The sequence below is a fragment of the Caballeronia sp. TF1N1 genome (assembly GCF_022878925.1).
Classification (GTDB): Bacteria; Pseudomonadota; Gammaproteobacteria; order Burkholderiales; family Burkholderiaceae; genus Caballeronia.
This window is the reverse complement of sequence record NZ_CP084626.1, coordinates 1,078,089-1,095,590: the sequence shown is the minus strand read 5'-3', so window position 1 is coordinate 1,095,590 and position 17,502 is coordinate 1,078,089. Positions and strand designations below refer to the sequence as shown.

11 protein-coding genes are annotated in these 17,502 nt (G+C 63.4%); 6 read left to right on the top strand and 5 right to left on the bottom strand.

Translation table 11 applies throughout. The features are described 5' to 3' along the window. Positions 1–168: 168 nt before the first annotated feature. The 6 genes from fixL (at position 169) to LDZ28_RS04965 (ending at position 9,503) form a co-directional block, all read left to right on the top strand. Positions 169–2,721, top strand: a complete 2,553-nt coding sequence (gene fixL, locus LDZ28_RS04990) for an oxygen sensor histidine kinase FixL (RefSeq protein ID WP_244827598.1) — start codon at positions 169–171, stop codon at positions 2,719–2,721. Next, on the top strand, positions 2,718–3,359 hold the full coding sequence (fixJ, locus tag LDZ28_RS04985; RefSeq protein WP_244827597.1) for an oxygen response regulator transcription factor FixJ: 642 nt from the start codon (positions 2,718–2,720) through the stop codon (positions 3,357–3,359). Before fixL ends, fixJ begins: the two co-directional genes overlap by 4 nt. Positions 3,360–3,923: 564 nt before the next feature. Further along, complete coding sequence (locus LDZ28_RS04980) at positions 3,924–5,186, top strand: DUF3300 domain-containing protein (protein WP_244828005.1); 1,263 nt, start codon at positions 3,924–3,926, stop codon at positions 5,184–5,186. Positions 5,187–5,228: 42 nt separating this feature from the next. Continuing rightward, a complete protein-coding gene (locus LDZ28_RS04975) occupies positions 5,229–6,134 on the top strand; it encodes a DUF2950 domain-containing protein (protein ID WP_370652098.1) in 906 nt (301 codons plus the stop codon). Positions 6,135–6,352: 218 nt separating this feature from the next. Continuing rightward, the gene (folD, locus tag LDZ28_RS04970; protein ID WP_244827596.1) at positions 6,353–7,207 is read left to right on the top strand and encodes a bifunctional methylenetetrahydrofolate dehydrogenase/methenyltetrahydrofolate cyclohydrolase FolD; all 855 of its coding nucleotides are present in this window, start codon (positions 6,353–6,355) and stop codon (positions 7,205–7,207) included. A 190-nt stretch (positions 7,208–7,397) separates the two neighbouring features. Then, positions 7,398–9,503, top strand: coding sequence for a M3 family metallopeptidase (locus tag LDZ28_RS04965; protein ID WP_244827595.1), 2,106 nt, complete (start codon positions 7,398–7,400; stop codon positions 9,501–9,503). A gap of 51 nt (positions 9,504–9,554) precedes the next feature. Here LDZ28_RS04965 and LDZ28_RS04960 read toward each other — a convergent pair whose 3' ends face one another. From LDZ28_RS04960 to kdpB, 5 genes are all read right to left on the bottom strand, one after another. Beyond that, positions 9,555–10,829 carry an amidohydrolase family protein gene (locus LDZ28_RS04960; RefSeq protein ID WP_244827594.1) on the bottom strand — a complete coding sequence of 425 codons (1,275 nt, stop codon included), beginning with the start codon at positions 10,827–10,829 and terminating at the stop codon, positions 9,555–9,557. Between the two features lie 311 nt (positions 10,830–11,140). Continuing rightward, positions 11,141–11,731: a GNAT family N-acetyltransferase gene (locus LDZ28_RS04955; RefSeq protein ID WP_244827593.1), complete on the bottom strand. Its 591-nt coding sequence runs from the start codon at positions 11,729–11,731 to the stop codon at positions 11,141–11,143. Between the two features lie 282 nt (positions 11,732–12,013). After that, positions 12,014–14,755 (bottom strand): sensor histidine kinase KdpD, encoded by a 2,742-nt coding sequence (locus LDZ28_RS04950; protein WP_244827592.1) that lies wholly within the window; start codon positions 14,753–14,755, stop codon positions 12,014–12,016. A 32-nt stretch (positions 14,756–14,787) separates the two neighbouring features. Beyond that, complete coding sequence (gene kdpC, locus LDZ28_RS04945; protein ID WP_244827591.1) at positions 14,788–15,345, bottom strand: potassium-transporting ATPase subunit KdpC; 558 nt, start codon at positions 15,343–15,345, stop codon at positions 14,788–14,790. Between the two features lie 11 nt (positions 15,346–15,356). Then, positions 15,357–17,489: a potassium-transporting ATPase subunit KdpB gene (gene kdpB, locus LDZ28_RS04940; protein WP_284507704.1), complete on the bottom strand. Its 2,133-nt coding sequence runs from the start codon at positions 17,487–17,489 to the stop codon at positions 15,357–15,359. Positions 17,490–17,502: the final 13 nt, after the last annotated feature.

Below are 17,502 nucleotides of genomic sequence, written 5' to 3'. Positions count from 1 at the left end.
AATTTTTCGAATCATGAGAGATGATCTCATAATGCGGAAAATTGCTGCAATGCACCGTCCGATAAGGCTTTTTTAATCAGACTTTTCTCCTCCTTTTCCCGCAATTGAGCCGTCTCTAGCACCTTTTTACGCTAATTAACAATCAGACGCTGCGTTACAATCGCTTCCATGTTGACCGATCGGCTTCTCGCACGCTCGGCGCGGGTCGCGCGCAAGCCGACCGACTCGTCGCCCACCCGCTGGCACCACGGACCGTGGTGGTCGAACTCCTATTTACTCACGCCGCTCATCTCGATCCTCGTTTTTCTGGTCGTCATGAGCCTGATTCTCTGGAGTCTCAACCGCCGCGAGCAGCAGCAGCAGGAAGACACGCTATACCGGAACGTCGCCTGGGCCCAGCAACAGATTCGTCTTTCGATGACGGGTGCGCAAGAGCAGATCCAGGCGTTATCGCGAGACATCGCAAGCGGTCATGGCGACCCTCAGACATTCCAGACGTCTTCCACCGACATCATGCAGGGGCATCCCGAGATCCTCTACATGAACTGGTACACGAGCCAGCACAAACCGCGCTGGCCCAATACGCCGCTGCCGGTACTCGGGTCGCGGCTCGCCAAACCCAACGACACGCAGATGGACGAAGCGGTGCAGGCCGCCTTCGAGGAAGCGCGCACGACGCGTCGCCAGGTTTATTCGCCCTTACTCTACGACGACCTCGGCAACGGCTACATCACCTTGCAAACGCCGGTGTTTCGCGACCGCGAATTCCTCGGGTCCATCGCGGCGGTGTTTTCCATCGAAGGCATTCTGAAGCACGACATTCCGAGCGAGCTGTCGGCGAAGTACAAGATCTCCATCACCGATCTGAACAATCGCGAACTCGCGACGACATCGAGCCGTCCACGCCTGCCGCGCGACATGTTCTACGATCTGCCGCTCGATCCGCCCGGCCAGGGGTTGTCGGTGCGCGTGTATTCGTATCCGCAGCTCACGAACTTCACGAACAACACGCTGGTGTGGCTCGTCGCCGGCCTGTCGTGCTTCGTGCTCTGGAGCTTGTGGAGTCTCTGGAAGCACACGCGTCAGCGCTTCGAGGCGCAACAGGCGCTTTACGCCGAAGCGTTCTTCCGCCGCGCGATGGAAAACTCCGTCTTGATCGGCATGCGCGTGCTCGACATGCACGGCCGCATCACGCACGTGAATCCCGCGTTCTGCCGCATGACGGGTTGGGACGAAAGCGATCTCGTCGGCAAGAACGCGCCGTTTCCGTACTGGCCGCGCGATGCCTATCCCGAGATGCAGCGCCAACTCGACATGACGCTGCGCGGCAAGGCGCCCTCTTCCGGTTTCGAGTTGCGCGTGCGCCGTAAGGACGGTTCGTTCTTCCACGCGCGTCTTTACGTGTCGCCGTTGATCGACAGTTCGGGCCGCCAGACCGGCTGGATGTCGTCGATGACGGACATCACCGAACCCAAGCGCGCGCGCGAAGAGCTCGCCGCGGCCCACGAACGCTTCACCACGGTGCTCGAAAGTCTCGATGCCGCCGTCTCCGTTCTCGCCGCCGACGAAGCCGAACTGCTGTTCGCGAACCGCTATTACCGGCATCTCTTCGGCATTCGTCCGGACGGGCACTTGCAGCTTGCGGGCGCCGGTTTCGATGGCGCTTCGGGTTCGTCGGAGCTGAGTTCGTCGGACACCATCGACATGGTCGATACCTACGCCGGACTGCCCGCCACCGCGCTGACCGAAAGCTCGGCCGACGCGCAGGAAGTCTATGTGGAAGGCATCCAGAAGTGGTTCGAAGTGCGCCGCCAGTACATTCAGTGGGTGGACGGCCATCTCGCGCAGATGCAGATCGCGACCGACATCACGCAGCGCAAGCAGGCGCAGGAACTCGCGCATCAGCAGGAAGAGAAGCTGCAGTTCACGAGCCGTTTGATGACGATGGGTGAAATGGCGTCGTCGCTCGCGCATGAGCTGAATCAGCCGCTCGCGGCCATCAACAACTATTGTTCGGGCTGCGTCGCCTTGGTGAAATCCGGGCGCATGACACAGGAATCGCTCTTGCCCGCGCTCGAAAAAACCGCGCAGCAAGCGGTGCGCGCAGGCATGATCATCAAGCGCATTCGCGAGTTCGTGAAGCGCAGCGAGCCGAAGCGGCAGGCGACGCGCGTGGCCGATATCGTCGCGGATGCAGTCGGTCTCGCCGAAATCGAGGCGCGCAAACGCAAGATTCGCATCGTCACGGAAATCCGCTCGCGCATGCCCGTGATCTACGTCGATCCCGTGCTGATCGAACAAGTGCTCGTGAATCTGTTGAAAAACGCAGCCGAAGCAATGCATGATGCAAAACCGAATGCCGTCGATCCCGTAATCCGCGTGATCGTGCAGCGGCTCGACGGCGGCGTGGTGTGCATCAGCGTGGTCGATCAGGGCCCGGGTGTGGATGAAGCCACCGCCGAGCGTCTCTTCGAACCGTTTTACAGCACCAAGTCCGATGGCATGGGCATGGGGCTGAACATTTGCCGTTCGATCATCGAATCGCATCGCGGCCGCCTTTGGGTCGTGAACAATGTCGAATCGGACGGACACGTGACCGGCGCGACTTTCCATTGCAGCCTACCGATCGGCGAAGTGGATGGGTCGGGCACGGACTCGGGCGGCAACGCCGGGTCGCAAAGCGAACATACGAGACAACAAACAGTTACGGGAGAACTATGAGCAGTCCAGTCACCACTCAGGAAACCGTCTTTGTCGTGGACGATGACGAAGCCGTGCGTGATTCGTTGCGCTGGCTGCTCGAGGCGAACGGGTATCGCGTGCAGTGTTTTTCGAGCGCGGAATCGTTCCTCGACGTCTATCTGCCGATCGCGCATTCGGGCGCCATTTCGTGCCTGATTCTCGATGTGCGCATGGCCGGCATGACCGGCCTCGAGTTGCAGGAAAAGCTGATCGCCGAGAATTCGCTTCTGCCGATCATCTTCGTGACCGGTCACGGCGATGTGCCGATGGCCGTCTCGACGATGAAGAAAGGCGCGATGGATTTCATCGAGAAACCGTTCGACGAAGCCGAACTGCGCAAGCTCGTCGAGCGCATGCTCGAAAAAGCGCGCAACGAAAGCAGCAGCGTGCAGCAGCAACGCGCGGCCGCCGAGCGGCTCGGCAAGCTCACGGCGCGCGAGCATCAGGTGCTGGAGCGGATCATCGCCGGGCGGCTGAACAAGCAGATCGCCGACGATCTCGGCATCAGCATCAAGACGGTGGAAGCGCATCGCGCGAACATCATGGAGAAGCTGTCCGTGAATACCGTTGCCGACCTTCTGCGTCTCGCGCTTTCAAACAAGCCGCAGCAGCAATAACCGTAGTTCACTGCCTAAAGGCAATCTTCAACCATACGGCCGGCATTCGATGCTGGCCGTATGCGTATTTGCGCTTCCAATTCACGCGCCCTTCTCTCGACATTCCTTCGTTGTCCGCGCATGCAAAACGTGATATTTCGTGGATCACGTTGGCACATTCCAAGGGCGGCCCGTAACTCGACCGCACCCTCCTTACGAGAACGAGGTCATGCACGACAACGCATTCATCGCCTTTTCAAACGGTGCTTCGGCACGCGGGCAAACGTTTGAATTGAGTGCTGCCAAAAGCAGCGTGATTGCCTCGGTGCTTGCTTCGCGTCATTGCCTTTCATCGGCTTCGCTCTTACTTCTCGTACCGCCAATCCATCCCGCTGGTTCACGCTCATCTCTCGCGCGCATGTCGCGTCATGCGGCGGCGTGTGCGTGTCTGTCGGGCGCCAAGGTCGCGCCCGAAGCATCGAATACCGTGCAACGGAGGAACTGAAATTGACCGCTCATCGCACCCGTTTGACCCGGCCCGCGCGGCAAGCCCGCATGCTCGCGCTGTGCGCAGCGCTTGCCGCCATGCCGCTCGCCGCGCTGCATTGCTCGTCCGTGCTTGCGCAGACTCAAGGCGCGGCCAGTACGGCGCCCAAGCTCGGCAATCAGCAACTCGACGCGCTCACCGCGCCCGTCGCGCTTTATCCCGATGCGCTGCTCGCGCAAGTGCTGATGGCGTCGACGTACCCGCAAGAGGTCACCGAGGCCGCGCAATGGTCGAAGACCAACTCGAACATCAAGGGCGACGATGCCGTCAAGGCCGTGCAGTCCGAGCCGTGGGACCCGAGCGTGCAATCGCTCGTTGCTTTCCCGCAGGCGCTCGCGACGATGGCATCCAAGCCCGACTGGATGACGCAACTTGGCAACGCGTTCATTGCGCAGCCGAGCGACGTGATGGACTCCGTGCAGCGCTTGCGCCGCGCCGCGCAGACAGCGGGCAATCTCAAGAGCACGGAGCAGCAGAAGATCGTGGTCGAGCAGCAGACTATCCAGATTCAGCCTGCCAATCCGCAAGTGGTCTATGTGCCGACCTACAACCCGACGGTCGTATACGGCGCGTGGCCGTATCCCGCGTATCCGCCGGTGTATGTGCCGCCGCCGCCCGGCTATGCGATCGCCACCGGATTCGCGACGGGGCTCGCGTTCGGCGCGGGCATCGCGGTTGCGAATTCGTTGTGGGGCAATTGCGACTGGAACCACGGCAATGTGAACGTGAACGTCAATCGGTACAACAACATCAACGTGAACAATCGCCTGAACGCGAACAGCAATAACGTGAACTGGAACCGCAACGACCCGCAGTTCAACCGGAACAACGTCGCGAACAGGCAAAACAACTTCAACAATCAGAATCTCGGCGCGGCCAACCGCGATCAGTATCGCGGCCGTAACGACGCCCGCGCGCAGGCCGCACAGACTCTGCAGCAGCGCACCGGCCAGAACCTCAACCAGAATGCGAGTCAGCGCGTGCAGAACATTCGGCAAGGCGGCGGTCAGAACGCGCTCGACAACAACGGCGTGCGGCAGCGTGCGCAGAGCGTGAATCGCGATAACGCGCTGCGCGGCGCGGGCGACGGCAACACGGCCCGGCAGGACGCTCAGCGCGGGCAAGCGAGCAGGCAGTCGTTCGCGAATCAGCAGAATCGTGTAGGCGGCAACGGCGGCGGCGTGCAGCGCCCAGGTCTTGGTGCGGGCGGCGGCGGCGTGCAGCGCGAAGGCGGCTTCGGCGGCGGAGGTTTTCACGGCGGTGGCGGACTTGGCGGTGGCGGAGGTTTTCATCGCCGTTGATCGTGTCGCGCCCCATGTCCCCATCCGCTACAGGAGCCTGAGATGACGTTTAACCAAGCACACGCACTTTCACGCGCCTTCTGCGCCGCACTCGCTTTCATGTCGTTGTCGATGCCCATGCTCGCGCACGCGCAGGCAATTTACCCGTCGCCAGAAGCCGCCGCGGAGGCGCTCACCGATGCCATCGCCTCCAACGACGAAACCGCGCTTTCCAAGGTGCTCGGCAAGGACCACGCGCAGTATGTGCCGACCGACAGCATCGGCGAGCAGGATATCTATCAGTACCTTGGCTCGTGGGCCAAGGGGCATCGCATCGTCGAAGACGCCAAGCCGCTCGGCGGCCGTCGCAGCGCGCACGTGGAAGTGGGCGACAGCGGCTGGACGCTGCCGATCCCGCTCGTGAAGGCGGCCCAGGGCTGGCGCTTCGACATGCCCGCCGCGCGCGATGAAGTGCTGACGCGGCGCATTGGCCGCAACGAGCGTTCGGTGATCCAGGTCGCGCTCGCTTTCGTCGATGCTCAAAACGACTTTCGGAAGCTCACGAACCACTACGCGCTGCGCTTTCTGAGCACGCACGGCACGCACGACGGCCTTTACTGGGACGCCGCGCCCGGTGAACCCGAAAGCCCGCTCGGCCCGCTCGCCGCCACCATGCCCGACAAGACCGACACGGCCGATGCCTACTACGGTTACCACTACCGCATTCTCACGGCGCAGGGGCCGCATGCGAAAGGCGACGCGATGAACTACCTGCAGGACGGAAACCTGAGCCGGGGTTTCGCCATGATCGCGTGGCCGGCAAAGTATGGGCAGACGGGCGTGATGTCGTTCATCGTCAATCAGGACGGGCAGGTGTACGAGAAGAATCTGGGCGCAGCGACGCCGCGCACGGCGGCGGCGATCAAGTCGTTCGATCCGGATTCGTCGTGGCAGCCGGTCGCCCAGTGAGAAGGCCGGCCTGAACGATGCGCGCGTCGCCGAATCAAAGCGGCGACGCGCACCGCCCAGAACGCCACGAAGCCCTCGGCGGTATAATTTCGCCCTTCCCCAGGGTGCGAAGACACCCGGCGATGCCCGCGAACAAACGCGGCATCATCGCGCCGGGCGCTGCGAGTCCGACGCCCGGACATCTCTCTCGCCCATCCTCGATCCGAATCCGATTCGCCATGACTGCCCAACTCATCGACGGCAACGCCCTCTCCAAGACTCTTCGCGCCGATGTCGCCCGGCGCGCCGCCGCCCTCACCGCTCGCGGCCACAAGCCTGGCCTCGCGGTCGTGCTGGTGGGCGACAATCCGGCAAGCGAGGTCTACGTGCGCAACAAGGTCAAGGCGTGCCACGACAACGGCCTGCATTCGGTGTTCGACCGCTTTCCCGCGACGCTCGCCGAGAACGAATTGCTCGCGCACATCGACAAGCTGAACGCCGATCCCGCGATCCACGGCATTCTCGTGCAATTGCCGCTGCCCGCGCATATCGACAGCCATAAGGTGATCGAAGCGATCGCGCCGCAAAAGGACGTCGACGGCTTCCACGTCGCCAACGCGGGCGCGCTCCTGACGGGCAAGCCGCTCTTTCGCCCGTGCACGCCCTATGGCGTGATGAAGATGTTCGAGGCGCACGGCATCGACCTGAAGGGCGCGAACGCGGTGGTGATCGGCCGCTCGAATATCGTCGGCAAGCCCATGGCGCTCCTGCTCCTCGAAGCGGGCGCGACCGTCACCATCTGCCACAGCAAGACGCGCGATATCGCCAGCTTCACGCGCAACGCCGATGTCGTCGTGGCCGCCACGGGCCGCCGCAATATCCTGACCGCCGACATGGTGAAGCCGGGCGCGACGGTGATCGACGTCGGCATGAATCGCGACGATGCCGGCAAGCTCTGCGGCGACGTGGATTTTGCGAACGTGAAGGAAGTGGCCGGCTTCATCACGCCGGTGCCGGGCGGCGTCGGACCGATGACCATCACCATGTTGCTCGTCAACACCGTCGAAGCGGCCGAACGCGCGGCGCTCGACTGAGCGGTCAAGCGACCAAGCGGCCGGAGCTGGCACGAAAAGAATTTCATCCATTAATCGGCCCGTTAAAAACAAACCATTGGATTTTGCCCACACCGCCCTTAAATAATGCTCGAATAGAGCAAACGAACGAAGGTTTGGGCGCTTCGCGCCCGCACCCGAATCAGCATGTATTAGCAAGTAAGGGAGAGTCATGAGCGATACCATCCAAGCCACCACGAACGCCGCAGCCAATCCGCTGCTCGATTTTTCCGACCTGCCGCGTTTTGGGGACATCAAGCCCGAACATGTGACGCCCGCGCTCGACGTGCTGCTCGCCGCCGCGAAAGCCGCCGTCGATCGCGCGAGCGCGCCCGAGACGCCCGCCACCTGGACGGATATCGTGGAGGCAGTCGAACTCGAATCGGAAAAGCTGTCGCGCGCGTGGGGTGTCGTCGGCCATCTGAACGCGGTGGCGGACACGCCCGAACTGCGTGCCGCTCACGCCGCGAATCTGCCGCGCGTGACCGAGTTCTCGGCGAGCGTCGGTCAGAATCTCGCCCTCTACGAAAAGTACAAGGCGATTGCGGCCGGCCCCGACTTCGAGAGCCTTTCCCCCGAACGCAAGAAGATTCTCGAGAACTCGCTGCGCGACTTCCGTCTGTCCGGCGCGGAGCTTTCCGAGGACCGCAAGCCGCGCTTCGCCCAGTTGCAGGAAGAACAGGCCGCGCTCTCGAAGGCGTTTTCGGATCACGTGCTCGATTCGACCAACGCATATGCCTATTACGTCACGCAGCAAAGCGAACTTGCAGGCCTGCCCGACGACGTGATCGAAGCGGCACACGAAGCCGCCCAGCGCGAAGGCAAGGAAGGCTGGAAGTTCACGCTGCACTTCCCGTCGTATTTCCCGGTGCTGCAGTATTCGGAGCATCGGCCGATGCGTGAGGCGATGTATCGCGCGTATGTCACGCGTGCGTCGGAACTCGGCGAGACCTACGGAAAGGGCCGGGCCGAGTGGGATAACACGCAGAACATCGTGGAGAACCTGGCGCTGCGTCTCGAAGAAGCGCGCACGCTCGGCTATCAGAACTTCGCGGAAGTGTCGCTTGCACCGAAGATGGCCGAGTCGCCCGCGCAAGTAATCGCGTTCCTGGAAGACCTCGCAAAGCGCGCGCGTCCCTATGCCGAAAACGACTGGATGGAACTGCGCGCGTTCGCCGCCACCGAACTCGGCATGCCCGAACTGCAACCGTGGGACATCGCGTTCGCGGCGGAGCGTCTGCGTCAGAAGCGCTATTCGTTCTCCGAGAACGAAGTGAAGCAGTACTTCCCGCAGGAAGCCGTGCTCAAGGGGTTGTTCAAGGTCACCGAAACGCTCTTCAACGTCTCGATTCGCCGTGACGAAGCCGCCGTCTGGAACAAGGACGTGCGCTTCTTCCGTGTGGAAAACCAGGACGGCACGCTCGTCGCGCAGTTCTACCTCGACCTGTACGCGCGCGAAGGCAAGCGCGGCGGCGCATGGATGGACGACGCCCGCTCACGCCACAAGCGCGCGCAAGGCGGCGTGCAGACGCCGGTCGCCTATCTCACCTGCAACTTCTCGGCGCCCGTCGGCAACAAGCCTGCGTGCTTCACCCACGACGAAGTCATCACGCTGTTCCATGAATTCGGCCACGGTCTGCATCACATGCTGACGCGTATCGAGGAAATGGGCGTGTCGGGAATTAACGGCGTCGAGTGGGATGCGGTCGAGTTGCCGTCGCAGTTCATGGAGAACTTTTGTTGGGAGTGGGACGTGCTGACCGACATGTCGTCGCACGTCGAAACGGGCGCACCGCTGCCGCGCGAACTCTTCGACAAGATGCTCGCGGCCAAGAATTTCCAGAGCGGTCTCGGCACCTTGCGGCAGATCGTGTTCTCCATGTTCGATCTCGTCCTGCACACGTCTTACGATCCGGCGGACAGCACGCAGAACGTCAACGACCTGGCGCGCGAGATCAACGAGAAGTTCCACGTGATTCCGCAAACCTCGTTTTCGCGCTGGCCGAACACGTTCAGCCATATCTTCGCGGGCGGTTATGCGGCCGGCTACTACAGCTACAAGTGGGCCGAAGTGCTTTCCGCCGATGCCTACGCCGCGTTCGAGGAAGCCGCGAAGCTCGCGAACGGTTCGGTGCTGGACGCGCAGACGGGAACGCGGTATCGCCGGGAGATTCTCGAAGTCGGCGGCAGCCGTCCCGCGATGGATTCGTTCAAGGCCTTTCGCGGACGCGAGCCAAACATCGACGCGCTGTTGAGGCATAACGGCATGGCGGGATAAATCGAAAAGGGGGCTTCGGCCCCCTTCTTTTTTATCCGCGTTATTGTCCGCCTAGCGCCAGAGTTTGAAGTCGACGCTTGGCGGCCGTCCCTCCAGCGCAAGCGTTGCGCGCACGGCAGGACTTCGGCTCACGACCTTTCCTCGTCTCACCACGGCCACGCGCGCCGCGCGCAGGCGAATGGCTTCGATCGGATCGCGTGCGTCGAGCACGACGCAATCCGCGTTGCATCCCACTTCCAGCCCGTAACCTTCGATGCCCAGAATGCGCGCAGGCGTCGTCGTCACCGCATCGAACGCGGCGCGCATGCCATCCTGGCTCGTCATCTGCGCGACGTGCAATCCCATGTGCGCCACTTCAAGCATGTCACCGGAGCCCAGGCTGTACCACGGGTCCATCACGCAGTCGTGTCCGAAGGCAACATCGACGCCTGCCGCCATCAGCTCGGGCACGCGCGTCATGCCGCGCCGCTTCGGATACGTATCCGATCTGCCTTGCAACGTGATGTTGATGAGCGGATTGGCGATCGCCGCGACGCCCGATTCGCGAATCAGCGGGATGAGCTTGCTCACGTAGTAGTTGTCCATCGAATGCATGGACGTAAGATGCGAGCCGGTCACGCGGCCTTGCAGACCGAGCCGGTGCGTTTCGGCGGCGAGCGTTTCGATGTGACGCGACATGGGATCGTCCGATTCGTCGCAGTGCATGTCGACACGCAAACCCTGCTCCGCCGCGTATTCGCACAGCAGTTTCACGGACGCCGCACCGTCGGCCATGGTGCGTTCGAAGTGCGGAATGCCGCCGACCACATCGACGCCGAGCGCAATCGAGCGCTTGAGATTTTCGAACGCGCCGGCGCTGCGCAGCACGCCGTCTTGCGGAAACGCGACGAGTTGCAAATCGAGATACGGCTTCACGCGCCGCTTGACTTCGAGCAAGGCTTCGACCGCGAGCAGACGCGGATCGCAGACATCGACGTGCGTGCGAATGGCGAGCAAGCCGCGCCCGACCGCCCAGTCGCAATATTGCATCGCGCGTTCGACGAGCGCTTCCTGCGTGAGTTCGGGCTTGAGTTCGCCCCACAGCGCGATGCCTTCCAGCAGGGTGCCGGACGCGTTCACGCGCGGCAAGCCGTAAGAGAGCGTCGCGTCCATGTGGAAGTGGGCATCGACGAAAGGCGCGGTGACGAGCGAACCGTCGGCGTCGATTTCCTCGCGCGCGGTGGCGCTCAAATGCGGCTCGATGGCGACGATGCGTCCCGCTTCCATGCCGATGTCGACCAATTCGCGACCGCGCACGAGCGCCGCGCGGCGAATGATGAGATCCATGTAAGAACCCTCCGCTGTAAGGCTGTTCGTCCGATTGTAGCGGGACAGAAAAGCCGTGCGGGCTTGTTTGGATGACGCGCAAAGCGCGCTAGTGGGCTGTGCGTTGCGACGTTGCGGCGTTTGGAGAACAGATGCCACGTTAAGTCAACGTGCCGACCTTGCCGGATGACGCGCGTTACAAGCGCGTGCTCGTCTCACGCGGCAGAGCGGCGTACTAGCGAAAAGGCGCATCGCCTCGCATGGCAAAGCGCATGCGACGACCCGCTCACGCGCCGCTTCGTCGCCTTCATGCGCACGCGGAGGAAGACCCGCTACGCCTGACGTTCGAGCTTGGCAAGCAGCGTCGCTTTGACGCCGGGCCATTCGTCGTCGATGATCGAAAAGCGCACCGAGTTGCGCTTGCGGCCATCGGGCATGATGCGCTCGTGCCGCACGATTCCTTCCTGTTTCGCGCCGATGCCGAGTATCGCCGCGCGCGACTTCGCATTGAGTTCGTCGGTGGTGAACTGCACGCGCACGCACTGCATGGTTTCAAACGCGTGCGTGAGCAGGAGCAGCTTGGCTTCGGTGTTGATGCCCGTGCGTTGCGCCGATGCCGCGAGCCACGTATGACCGATCTCCTGCTTGCGGTTCGCGCGATCGACTTTCCAGAAGCGCGTGCTGCCGGCAACCTTGCCCGTATCGCGGCGCACGATCACGAATGGCATGACGGTGCCGGCATCGCGACCGGCGAGCGCGGCATCGATATAACGGGCGATGGTGTCGGCGTTCGGCACGACGGTGACCGCGAGATTCCAGAGCTCGCCGTCGGCGGCGGCATCGAGCAAGGCTTGGGCGTCATCGCGTTGCAGCGGGCGAAGCTGGACGCGCGGTCCTTCGAGCGTCGGTTGAGGATCGGTCATGGCGTTTTGTGAGCGTGGCGGCGAAATGGCATGATCGCATGGAGGCGCGGGCTTCGGCACGCCGCCAGACGCGCCGAGGCCTACAGAAAGCCGAATGTGCCCGCTGATTCGTGGCATTCGTGAATGGCGACGACCCTATTGAGCCGGGCAGCACCGCTCGTCGTCTGCGCGTCCGATATCGTGAGAACGCGTCCGGTTCGTCTACGGAGCCGCAAGGTAATCGTTAATCGAAAAGACCGCGCGCCCGACTCGCGAGATTTCCGGCTCGAGCCATCCCACCGCTCAACCCGCCATATCGCCATCCCGTTGCGGCGCTTCAGCCTCCTCGTCCTGCGGCATGTCCCTAGGCATCGCCTCCTCCACCGGCAAAGTGAACCAGAACCGCGCGCCGCCATCGGCACGATTCTCCGCGCCGATGCGCCCGCCATGCGCCTCGACAATCGCCCGGCAGATCGCAAGCCCAAGCCCGATGCCCGGTTTCGCCGACTCCTTCTCCCCACGCGTGAACTTCTCGAACAAGCGCCCTTCGCTACCGGCAGGCACGCCCGGACCGTCGTCGTCGATACACACGCGCACGACGCGGCCATCGCCATCCTGCTCGGCCGCCGCGCTTATGCGTATGGCGGAACCCGCAGGCGTGTACTTCGCCGCGTTCTCCAGAAGGTTCGCGAAGAGCCGCTCCATCAGCACGGCATCGAGCATGAGAAGCGGCAGATCGGCGGGAACGCGCACCTGCACCGGACGGCCGGCGAGCGTCCTGCGCATGACGTTGAGGGCCGCGCCGACGGTCTCCTCGAGCATCGACCATTGACGGTTCAGCCGCACCGCGCCCGCCTGCAAACGCGCCATGTCGAGCAGATTCGTCACGAGCCCGCTCATGCGCAACGCTTCCTCGTGGATCGCATGGATCAGTTCGCGCGACGACGCTTCCGACGCCCCGCCCTCCAGCAACGACGCAAAGCCGACGATCGATGTCAGCGGCGTGCGCAGATCGTGCGATATCGCGGCCAGCAAGGCATTGCGCATGCGCTCCGATTCCATGTTGACGAGCGCGTCCTGCGCGATCTCCACGTAATGCACGCGCTCCAGCGCCAGCGCGATTTGCGCCGCGAAGGTTTCGATCATGCGCCGCTGCTCCGGCACGGCGAATTCGGCCTCGCGTCCCGTGACGAGCGCCAGCACGCCGCGCGTGCGCATCGGCGCCTTGAGCGGCAAGTAGAGCGCCGCAGCGGCTGGCAGCGTTTCCGAGCCATGTCCCGCCGGCTTTTGCTGATCGTAGACCCATTGCGCGATATCGATATCCAGACGCGCGGCATCAAGCGCCGTGTCGGGATTCGGCTCGCCCACTTTCTGGCGCACTTGTTCGGCGGCATCGGGCAGCAGAATCGCGACCTTCGCCTGGAAAATCTCCGCGACATGGCGCGTGCCGATCTCGATGATCTGCTCGGTCATCAACGCGGCCGCAAGCTCCTTGGTCATCGCGTACATGGCGCTCGTGCGCCGTTCCCGTTGCGATGCAATGCGCGCCTCGCGCCGCAAACTCGACGTGAGATGGCTGATGGTGAGCGAAGTCAGCAGCATCACGATGAAGGTCAGCAAATACTGCGTGTCCGTTACGGAGAACGACAGCGTCGGCGGCACGAAGAAGTAATCGAACGCGGCGACGGAGAGAAACGAGAGCATGACGCCCGGCCCGCGTCCGAGCCGTACCGCCGCGAAGATCACGCCCAGCAGATACAGCATCACGAGATTGGTGATCGCGAAATGGCGCGCTTCCAGGAAGTTCGCGACGACCGTAATGGCCGCACCGATGACGAGCGCAAGAAGGTACGCATGCGGCGGCGAATGCGCGGTGAACGACATTGCGTAGTTCGTGCGCGGTTCGTCGCGTGGACCGGTGGACACGAGCGTCACGTCGATATCCGCCGCCTGCCGCACGATGCGCTCGGTCATCGGCGTATCGAAGAGGCGGCGCCATCCGCCGGGCAAGGACGCACCCGCCACGAGCTTCGACACGTTGCGCATGCGCGCATAAGCGATGAGCGTGGCCGCCGCATCGGCGCCATCCAGCGTGACGGTTTCCGCGCCGAGTTCGGCGGCGAGCTTGAGGGCGTCGAAGGTGCGTTGACGCTTGTCATCGGGAAGGCGTTGCAGGCGCGGCGTCTCCACGTACACCGCGAGCCAGTCCGCCTTCAGCGCGCTCGCGAGCCGCGCCGCCGCACGCACCAGCGCCGCGCTTTCCGGGCCCGGACCGATGCACGCGATCAGCCGTTCGCGCGCGCGCCAGATACGCTCGATGGACTGATCGGCACGATACTCGCGCATCTGCGCATCCACGCGATCGGCGGTGCGCCGCAACGCCAGTTCGCGCAGCGCGATGAGATTGCCCTTGCGAAAGAAGTTGCGCACCGCATGCTCGGCCTGTTGCGGCAGATAGACCTTGCCGTCGCGCAGACGGTCGAGCAACTCTTCGGGCGGCAGGTCGACGAGCGTGACTTCGTCGGCGCGATCGAACACGCGGTCGGGCACCGTCTCCCATACGCGAATGCCGGTGATACGCCCGACGATATCGTTGAGACTTTCGAGGTGCTGGACATTGACCGTGGTGTATACGTCGATGCCCGCATCGAGCAGTTCCTGCACGTCCTGCCAGCGCTTCAGATGCCGCGAACCTTGCACGTTCGCGTGCGCGAGTTCGTCGACGAGGATCAGTTGCGGCTTGCGGGCGAGCGCGGCGTCGAGATCGAATTCGGCGAGAAGCCGCCCGCGATACTCGATGCGCGCAGGCGGCAGAACGTCGACTCCTTCGAGCAGCGCAAGCGTCTCTTTCCGCCCATGCGTTTCGACGACGCCCGCGACCACGTCGACACCCTCTTCGCGCAAACGCCGCGCGGCCTGCAACATGGCGAACGTCTTGCCCACACCCGCTGATGCTCCGAAAAAAATCTTCAGCCGGCCGCGCTGACGCTGCGCTTCCTCACGTTGCAGTTTGTCGAGGAGTTCATCGGGAGTGGGACGGGTCATCGTGGGCGGCGGATTGCTTCAAGCGTGATCGATCATCGAACATCGTCGAGCGCGAGATTCAATTTAAGCACATTCACTCGCGGCTCTCCGAAGAGAGCGAACTGTCTACCGGACGTTGCCTGCGCGACGAGCGTTTCGACCCGTGCGCGCGGCAGGCCGCGCGCCTTCGCCACGCGTTCGACCTGATACGCCGCCGCTGCCGGACTGATCTCGGGATCGAGCCCGCTGCCCGACGACGTCACGAGGTCGACAGGCGCGGACGCCGGATCGTCGAGCGCGGTGATCCGCGACTTGATTTCATCGGCGAGCGCGGGGTTCGTCGGACCGAGGTTCGAGCCGCTCGAAGCGCTCGCGTTATACGGGTTCGGCGTGGTCGCCGAGAGACGGCCCCAGAAGTAGCGCGGGGCATCGAATTGCTGGCCGATCAGTTCCGAACCGACCGCCTTCCCATCTCGCTCGATGATGCTGCCGTTTGCCCGATGCGAGAACGCGGCCTGTCCGAGCGCCGTCACGATGGCCGGATAAAGCAAACCGGTCACGACAGTCAGCGCGAGCAGCAGCACGATCGCGGGACGCAAGAGGTTCTTCATGTTCATCTCCATTATTGCCAGCCGAGTGCGCTGATGGTCATGTCGATCAGCTTGATGACCGGAAACGGCAACACGATGCCGCCCAGCCCGTAGATCAGCAAATTACGCCGCAAGAGCGAAGCTGCGCCGAGCGCACGATACTTCACACCCTTCAACGCGAGCGGAATCAGAAACACGATGATCAGCGCATTGAAGATCACCGCCGAGAGAATCGCCGACGACGGCGACGCGAGATGCATTACGTCGAGCACGCGCAATTGCGGATACGTCGTCGCGAACGCGGCCGGGATGATCGCGAAATACTTGGCCACGTCGTTGGCGATGGAAAACGTGGTGAGCGAACCGCGCGTCATCAGCATCTGCTTGCCGATCTCGACGATCTCGATCAGCTTGGTCGGATTCGAATCGAGATCGACCATGTTGCCCGCTTCCTTCGCGGCCTGCGTGCCGGTGTTCATCGCGACGGCGACATCGGCCTGGGCGAGCGCGGGCGCGTCGTTGGTGCCGTCGCCGGTCATCGCCACGAGCCGCCCTTCGGCCTGATGCGCGCGGATGGTCGCGAGCTTCGTCTCCGGCGTGGCTTCGGCGAGATAATCGTCGACGCCCGCTTCGGCGGCAATCGCGGCGGCGGTCAGGCGGTTGTCGCCCGTCACCATCACGGTCTTGATGCCCATCTTGCGCAATTCGGCAAAGCGCTCGCGAATACCGCCCTTCACGATGTCCTTCAGCTCGATCACGCCGAGCGCGCGCGCGCCGCCTTCGAGCATGCGTTCCGCGACGACGAGCGGCGTGCTGCCGCGTCGCGCGATTTCATCCACGGCGCTCTGCACTTCCTGCGGAAAACGCCCGCCGTGTTCCTCGATGTACTTCTTCACCGCGAGCGCCGCGCCCTTGCGAATCTCGCGGTCGGGAAGATCCACCCCGCTCATGCGCGTCTGCGCGGAGAACGCCAGAAACGTCGCGTGCAAGCTGGCCATGTCGCGTTCGCGGATGTTGAAGCGTTGCTTGGCCAGCACCACGATGCTGCGTCCTTCCGGCGTTTCGTCGGCGAGCGAGGCGAGTTGCGCGGCATCGGCGAGTTCGCGTTCATCGACCCGCGGCGCGGGCGCGAACGACGACGCCTGCCGGTTGCCGAGCGTGATCGTGCCGGTCTTGTCGAGCAGGAGCACGTCGACATCGCCGGCGGCTTCGACCGCGCGGCCCGAGGTCGCGATGACGTTCGCCTGCATCATGCGGCTCATCCCCGCCACGCCGATGGCGGACAGCAGGCCGCCGATGGTCGTCGGGATCAGGCAGACGAGCAAGGCCACGAGCGCGGTGATGCTCACCACGTGGCCCGCCTTCGCGGCATCGACGGCGAACATGGAGAACGGCAAGAGGCTCGCGGTGGCGAACAGCAAGACGAGCGTGAGCGCGACGAGCAAGATGGTGAGCGCGATTTCGTTCGGTGTCTTCTGACGCTTCGCGCCTTCGACCATGGCGATCATGCGGTCGAGAAACGCCTCGCCCGGATTCACGCTCACTCGCACGACGATCCAGTCCGACAGCACGCGCGTGCCGCCCGTCACCGACGAGAAGTCGCCGCCCGACTCGCGGATCACGGGCGCGGATTCACCCGTGATCGCGGATTCATCGACCGATGCCACGCCTTCGATCACTTCGCCATCGGCGGGAATCGCGTCGCCCGCTTCGACGAGCACGACATCGCCGCGCCGCAGATCCGTCGATGCGACGATGCGGATCGGCGACTTCGGATGCGGCTCGTTGAGCTTTTTGGCGACCACGTTGTGCTTGGCGTTGCGCAACGACGCCGCCTGCGCCTTCGAGCGCCCTTCCGCGAGCGCTTCCGCGAAGTTGGCGAAGAGCACCGTGAACCACAGCCATAACGCGATCGCGAGGATGAAGCCCGCGGGCGCTTCGGCCTGGCCCGCGAGCGCGGCGATCCAGAGCACGGTCGTGAGAATGCTGCCGACATACACGCAGAACATCACGGGGTTTCGCAACTGCGTGCGCGGCGCGAGCTTGACGAACGAATCGACGATCGCGGGCTTCACGAGCGCGGGATCGAACATCGAACGGGCCGCCGTGCGCGTCTGCCCGGTATTGTCCGGACGATGCAGCGGCGCTTGATTCATTTGATTCATGCTTTCCTCGAGA

Coding starts and splice junctions, on each gene's coding strand:
- fixL (WP_244827598.1), top strand. CDS start 169: ATGTTGACCGATCGGCTTCTCGCACGCTCGGCGCGGGTCGCGCGCAAG.
- fixJ (WP_244827597.1), top strand. CDS start 2,718: ATGAGCAGTCCAGTCACCACTCAGGAAACCGTCTTTGTCGTGGACGAT.
- LDZ28_RS04980 (WP_244828005.1), top strand. CDS start 3,924: ATGCCGCTCGCCGCGCTGCATTGCTCGTCCGTGCTTGCGCAGACTCAA.
- LDZ28_RS04975 (WP_370652098.1), top strand. CDS start 5,229: ATGACGTTTAACCAAGCACACGCACTTTCACGCGCCTTCTGCGCCGCA.
- folD (WP_244827596.1), top strand. CDS start 6,353: ATGACTGCCCAACTCATCGACGGCAACGCCCTCTCCAAGACTCTTCGC.
- LDZ28_RS04965 (WP_244827595.1), top strand. CDS start 7,398: ATGAGCGATACCATCCAAGCCACCACGAACGCCGCAGCCAATCCGCTG.
- LDZ28_RS04960 (WP_244827594.1), bottom strand. CDS start 10,829: ATGGATCTCATCATTCGCCGCGCGGCGCTCGTGCGCGGTCGCGAATTG.
- LDZ28_RS04955 (WP_244827593.1), bottom strand. CDS start 11,731: ATGACCGATCCTCAACCGACGCTCGAAGGACCGCGCGTCCAGCTTCGC.
- LDZ28_RS04950 (WP_244827592.1), bottom strand. CDS start 14,755: ATGACCCGTCCCACTCCCGATGAACTCCTCGACAAACTGCAACGTGAG.
- kdpC (WP_244827591.1), bottom strand. CDS start 15,345: ATGAAGAACCTCTTGCGTCCCGCGATCGTGCTGCTGCTCGCGCTGACT.
- kdpB (WP_284507704.1), bottom strand. CDS start 17,489: ATGAATCAAATGAATCAAGCGCCGCTGCATCGTCCGGACAATACCGGG.